We start from the raw sequence: 5,304 nt of genomic DNA on the forward strand, positions 1-5,304 counted from the left end.
GCGGGAAACGAGGCTCGAACTCGCGACCCCAACCTTGGCAAGGTTGTGCTCTACCACTGAGCTATTCCCGCAAATTTCTGAGATATGGCACACCCAAAGGGATTTGAACCCCTAACCGCTCGGTTCGTAGCCGAGTACTCTATCCAGTTGAGCTATGGGTGCAAGACTTGAGCTTATTGTATAGTCTTATTTTTAGTTAGTCAAGTTTTTTTTAGTTAGTCAAGTTTGTTATGTCATTAATTGTCTCAATTAATTTATTTTCTAATTCTTGATCACTTAGTTCAGTATTATCTATGACAAAATCAGCTATTTTTTCTCTTTCTTTATCAGATATTTGTAGATTGATAAAAGCAACGGCTTGTTGTCTATTTTTGCCATCACGTTCCATTAGTCTTCTAATTCTAGTTTCAAGGTCTGCTTTGATAACTATTACTTTTTTTAGATAGTCATAGTGACGAAAGTTGTATGGTCCTAGTAGTGGGATATCAACAATCGTCATAACAGTGTCAGATTCTTTTACTTGTTTTTTTATCTCTTTGTTGATTACTGGATGTAGATAATCTTCTAACCATTTTTTAGCTTCTTTAGACTCAGTAATAATAGCTCTAAGCATTGCTCTGTTTATCTGCTTATTCATTATTATTTCATTACCAAATTTTTCGGCTATTTTTTTTATTACTGAAGGTTTTTTAGTGATTTCTCTACTTATAGTATCTGCACACACAATATTTAAGTTTAGTTTCTCTTTGAGAATTCTTGTTGCTGTTGATTTACCACTTGCAATACAGCCAGTTATACCAATTGGATAAGTATTTATAAAATTCATCTACAACTTGCTTGTAAAAAATTATTTGAGCACAAATTTTAATATTTTTTTTTAGAAAGTCATATATTTTTTGAATAAAATACATTTTGAGCTTAAAATAACTAGAGTTTTTATGATAAATTGATATTTTTGTGTCGCTTACAAATATTATCTTAGAGCGGATAAAATCATCTAAGCAGCCACTGCTGTTTAGAGATTTTATGCAGATGGCTTTATACTATCCTCAACTAGGTTATTATTCTGGAACAAAAGAAAAAATCTCCTCTCAAGGTGATTTTATTACCGCCACCTCTCAAACGTCTTTATTTGCGCGAACCTTTGCTAGACAGTTTGCGATTGTACTTTGTCAACTTGGTAATGACTGTAGTATTATAGAATTTGGTGCAGGTAATGGTAAGTTTGCTGCAGATTGTATTGATGAGCTTGAGAGTTTGGCAAAGTTGCCAAAACATTACATAATTATAGAGTTAAGTAATGATCTGAAATTAAGACAGCAGCGATACATTAAGGAAAATACACCACATTTATATGACAGATTTATCTGGCTTAATAAATTACCTGAACAAAAGATTAAAGCTATTGTCTTTGCTAATGAACTTTTAGATGCAATGCCTGTTGATGTTTTTAGATCTAAAAATAATAAATTAATACAGCAGGGTGTTATTGTTGCAAACGATAGTTTTGAATTCTCTGACATGCCACAAAATGATTTTCGGTTTGAGTATGAGTTAAATAGAATTCTAAATGATGGCATGACCTTTGATGATGGTTATATAAGCGAGATAAACACTTGGATACGACCATGGATTAAGTCTTTGCTTGAGGTTTTATCACAGGGTATAGTTTTTTTATGTGATTATGGCTACCATAGAGCTCTGTATTATTCAAAAGAAAGATATATGGGGAATTTAGTATGTTATCATCAGCATCATGTTAATTTTGAACCATTTATAAATATTGGCGAGCAGGATATTACTGCCCATGTTGATTTTACAACTGTTACTGAGGTAGCAGTTGAAGTGGGTTTTCAACTTGATGGCTATATGACACAAGCGAATTTTCTCAAAAGAGCTGGTATCTCTGAGGTCTTTAGTGATATATCACAACGCTTAAGTACAAAACAGCGCTTAAAATACAGTAATGATATAAAAGAATTACTAATTAATAACAAGCTTGTCGAAGTCTTTAAAGTTATTGCTTTTTCATTAGATTTTGACTTTGTTTTAGATGCGTTTGATAATCAAGATAATATTGATTATCTTTTATAGATTATTTAAAAGCATAGTGAGAGCATTTTAGTAGTTATAAATTAGTCTGTGATTTATAATAGGTTGTTGAAAATCTTACTGGGCATAAGTCGAAGTCTTATCTTCTTGGCTTGAAAAAGATATTTCGAGAAGTATTTAATAGGCTTAGAAGAAATCCTTGATGAGATTTAATTAAGGTAAAAAGCCTTGTAAACTAAGTGTTTTAGCGAAAATATCTAAGCCATAATTTAAGTCATATAGTAATCTTTGAGGTTATTAAAGTTGTTTAATAAAGTTTTACAAGATTATAATTAACTAATATTAACAGTTAACAAGCTTGTTACTGGTTGATGTTGTCTATCTATTGGCTTATAATCGGGCAATAAGTTTTAATTTCGTTAATATTCGATTAATTCGGAGGATAAAGGATGTTGGATTTTACTAAAGATATTGATGTTTTAGAGACCCAAGAATGGCTTGAGGCCTTTGAAGATGTCATTAAAAGAGAAGGTGTTGATAGAGCTAAGTTTTTATTTGAACAATTGTTAAATAAAGGTTCTGAGCTTGGTTTTGAGAATGCTTATGCGACAGTTAAAGTTAAAAAATATGTTAACTCTATAGATGTTTCTGAACAGCCTAGTTATCCTGGTGATATTGAGCTTGAGCAAAAGATCGAAGCTATAAATAGATGGAACTCTACAGTTATAGTAGTAGCAGCTAACAAAAAAGATAGCTCAATAGGTGGTCATATTGCTACTGGTGCTGGTGCTATGACACTTTATGAAGTTGGTTTTAACCACTTCTGGAAAGCGTCAAATGGTGAACATGCTGGTGATTTGATATTCTATCAAGGACATCTTTCTCCGATTATTTATGCTCGCTCTTTTCTGGAAGGTAGAATTACAGCAGAACAGTTAGAAAACTTTAGAAAACAAGCTTTTAATGGCGAAAATGCTGTTTCTTCTTACCCACATCCTTATTTACAGCCTACATACTGGCAGTTTCCTACAGTTTCTATGGGACTTGGTCCTCTGCAAGCCATTTATCAGGCTAGATTTATGAAGTATCTAGAGGCAAGAGGCTTAGCTAAAACTTCTGATCGTAGAGTTTGGGCTTTTTGTGGTGATGGTGAGATGGATGAGCCAGAGTCAATTGGTTCTATCACTAGAGCAGGTCGTGAAGGTCTAGATAATCTTATTTTTGTAGTTAATTGTAATCTTCAAAGACTAGATGGTCTTGTAAATGGTAATGGTAATATTGTAGAAGAGCTTGCAGATGTATTTATGGGTGCAGGCTGGAACGTTATCAAAGTACTGTGGAGTAGTGATTGGGATAAATTATTAAATGATCCAAAAGCAGGCAAAAAAATACAAGAAAGGTTAAGCTCATTAAATGATGGTCAGATGCATACTATTAAAGCACATGGCGGGGCAGAGTGTAGATCGGTAGTCTTTAGTGGAGATGAAGACTTAGAAGCTCTAGCTAACGACATGTCAGATGCTGATTTAGCAGCACTTCGTCGGGGAGGGCATGATCCACTTAAAATCTATGCTGCTTACAAAAAAGCTGTAGAAAATGCAAATGGTCGTCCAACCCTTATCTTACCTATGGCTGTTAAAGGCTATGGCTTAGGTGAGTGGGGAGAGTCTAAAAATATTGCCCATAATGTTAAAAAGCTTGATACTGATGCACTTGAGTATATTAAAAATAGATTTAGTGTTCCTGCTACAAAAGAAGATGTTGAAAACTATAGACTTATTAAGTTAGATGAAAATTTTCCAGAAATGAAGTATCTTCATTCTAAGAGAAAAGACTTAGGTGGTTATATTCCTAGGAGATTAGAGAATAAGCAAGCACTACAAGTTCCAAGCTATAAAGATTTTGCTAAGAGCTTATTAGATGATAGTGGCGATAGAGAATTCTCAACTACTACGGCTTTTGTAAGAATTTTATCAGCATTAGCAAAAGATAAACAAATTGGTAAGCATATTGTACCAATTACAGTTGACGAATCGCGTACTTTTGGTATGGAAGGCTTGTTTAGACAGCTAGGTATCTATAATCCGCATGGTCAGCAATACGTACCAGAAGATAAACAGCAATTGATGTTCTACAAAGAATCAGTAGATGGTCAGATCTTACAAGAGGGTATCAACGAGCAAGGCGGTTTTTGTTCTTGGATTGCAGCAGCTACTTCATATAGTGTACATAAAGTGCCCATGATTCCTTTCATGATTTACTACTCAATATTTGGTTTCCAAAGATTTGGTGATCTTGCATGGGCAGCTGGTGATTCGATGGCAAAAGGTTTTGTCATTGGTGGAACGTCAGGGCGTACAACTCTAAATGGTGAAGGTCTACAGCATGAGGATGGCCATAGTCATATCCAAGCTGGACTTATCCCTAATTGTATCTCTTATGATCCTACTTATGCTTATGAATTAGCTGTAATTCTTGGCGAAGGTATGAAGAGAATGTATATTGATGGTGATCATGTATATTACTATATCACAGTAATGAATGAAAACTATTCTCATAGAGCGATGCCAAAAGGTTGTGAAGAAGGTATTATCAAAGGTCTGTATAAGTTAGAAGAAGAGAAAAACCCAGCGGCTAAACATGTGCAGTTATTAGGTTCTGGCTCTATCCTAAGAGAAGTTGAAGCTGCAGCTAAGATGTTAAAGGAAGAGTATGGTATTACTTCTAATGTTTGGAGCATGACTTCAGCAAACGAGCTTTATAGAGAAGCTAAAGATGTAGCTAGAACTAATATGCTTCATCCAACTGCAGAGAAAAAAGAAAGCTATATCGAGAGGTGCTTTAAGAACGAGCAAGGTCCTGTAATTGCTTCTACTGACTATATTAAGCTTTATACTGATCAGTTAAGAGAGTTTATACCACATAAATTTGTAAACTTAGGTACGGACGGTTTTGGTAGATCTGATACTCGTGCAGCGCTAAAAAGTTTCTTTGAGGTCGATAGATACCATGTTGTTGTTGCTTCATTATATGCACTATATCTAGACGGTAAAATTGCAGCTAGTAAAGTTAAGGATGCGATCGATAAGTACAATATAGATCCAGAGCGTATGGCACCATTTTATAGCTAATTAGGTAAGGAGATATTAATGTCTATAGAGATAATTAAAATCCCTGATATTGGGGATTATGATAACGTTGATGTGATTGAAGTATCTGTAAAAGTAGGTGATGAGATAGCAGAAGAGGATT

At 34.3% G+C, this 5,304-nt stretch carries 3 protein-coding genes and 2 tRNA genes; 2 read left to right on the top strand and 3 right to left on the bottom strand.

Annotated elements, in window-relative coordinates:
* The 3 genes from C9379_RS08540 to coaE form a co-directional block, all read right to left on the bottom strand.
* Positions 1 to 71: transfer RNA gene (locus tag C9379_RS08540), tRNA-Gly, on the bottom strand.
* A 14-nt stretch (positions 72 to 85) separates the two neighbouring features.
* Positions 86 to 162 (bottom strand) — tRNA-Arg (locus C9379_RS08545).
* 49 nt (positions 163 to 211) lie between these two features.
* On the bottom strand, positions 212 to 826 hold the full coding sequence (coaE, locus tag C9379_RS08550; RefSeq protein WP_143385396.1) for a dephospho-CoA kinase: 615 nt from the start codon (positions 824 to 826) through the stop codon (positions 212 to 214).
* A 131-nt stretch (positions 827 to 957) separates the two neighbouring features.
* Between coaE and C9379_RS08555 the strand changes: the two genes are divergently transcribed.
* Complete coding sequence (locus tag C9379_RS08555) at positions 958 to 2,094, top strand: class I SAM-dependent methyltransferase (protein WP_143385397.1); 1,137 nt, start codon at positions 958 to 960, stop codon at positions 2,092 to 2,094.
* A gap of 407 nt (positions 2,095 to 2,501) precedes the next feature.
* A complete protein-coding gene (aceE, locus tag C9379_RS08560; protein WP_143385398.1) occupies positions 2,502 to 5,183 on the top strand; it encodes a pyruvate dehydrogenase (acetyl-transferring), homodimeric type in 2,682 nt (893 codons plus the stop codon).
* The last annotated feature ends 121 nt before the right edge of the window (positions 5,184 to 5,304 follow it).

Origin of the sequence: Francisella-like endosymbiont (assembly GCF_003069505.1) — a bacterium.
Lineage (GTDB): Bacteria > Pseudomonadota > Gammaproteobacteria > Francisellales > Francisellaceae > Francisella.

What these genes read in the sequence shown, in the direction of transcription:
- aceE (WP_143385398.1), top strand. Translation starts at nt 2,502, where the DNA reads ATGTTGGATTTTACTAAAGATATTGATGTTTTAGAGACCCAAGAATGG.
- coaE (WP_143385396.1), bottom strand. Translation starts at nt 826, where the DNA reads ATGAATTTTATAAATACTTATCCAATTGGTATAACTGGCTGTATTGCA.